Annotated in this window: 1 protein-coding gene; it reads right to left on the reverse strand. The window is 75.3% G+C overall.

Features of this window, described 5'->3' with window-relative positions:
* Window positions 1-825, reverse strand: an 825-nt coding sequence (locus tag RT91_RS19025; protein ID WP_035189340.1) for a HoxN/HupN/NixA family nickel/cobalt transporter, incomplete at both ends; no start/stop codon positions are given.

The raw sequence follows: 825 nt of genomic DNA on the forward strand, positions 1-825 counted from the left end.
AGCCACAGCCCCGCCAGCATCAGCGTGATGATCATGCCGAGGCCCGACCAGTGCGCGTCCAGCATCGCCGCCACCCGCGCCACCCCGGTCCCGACCCCGTCCCCCGCCAGGCCGAGCAATTCCGCGCCGCCGACCACCACCGCGATCGCGGCCGATACCGCCGTGAGCGTCACGTTGTAGCGCCGCCGGGCCCGCCCGTCGCGCAGCGCCCAGCCATAGGCCCGCGTCATCAGCGCGCTGTCGGCGGTATCGACCAGCGACATCCCGGCGGTGAACAGCGCCGGCAGCGCCATCAGCCGCCACGCCGCGATCCCGTGCGCCGTCCCCGCGGCCGAGAGCGCGAGCAGCCCGATCTCCGTCGCCGTGTCGAAGCCGAGGCCGAACAGGAACCCGATCGCATACATGTCCCGGCTCCGCCGCACGAGGCGGAACAGCGGCCGCGCCAGCCAGCTCAGCACGCCCCCCGGCGCCGCGCCGCCGCGCGTCTCCGCCCGCAACGCCACGAGATTCGCCCCGGCGATCAGCGCCAGAAACCCCACCGAGACGATCGTGCCGATCCAGGCGCCATCGCGCGTCACGGCGTCGAGATGCCCCCGCAGCGCCCCCGCGCCGAACGAGACCGCCGCCGCCAGCAGCACGACGACGCTCGAATGCCCGAGCGAGAAGAACAGCCCGGCGAGGCTCGCGGCCCGGCCGCGCCCGGCCAGCCGCCGCACCGCATTGTCGATCGCCGCGATATGGTCCGCGTCCATCGCGTGCCGCAGGCCGAACAGCCAGGCCAGCCCCGCCATGCCGAGCAGCCGCGGCGCCCCGCCGAACGCCGCC

Origin of the sequence: Acidiphilium sp. JA12-A1 (genome assembly GCF_000724705.2) — a bacterium.
Taxonomy (GTDB): domain Bacteria; phylum Pseudomonadota; class Alphaproteobacteria; order Acetobacterales; family Acetobacteraceae; genus Acidiphilium; species Acidiphilium multivorum.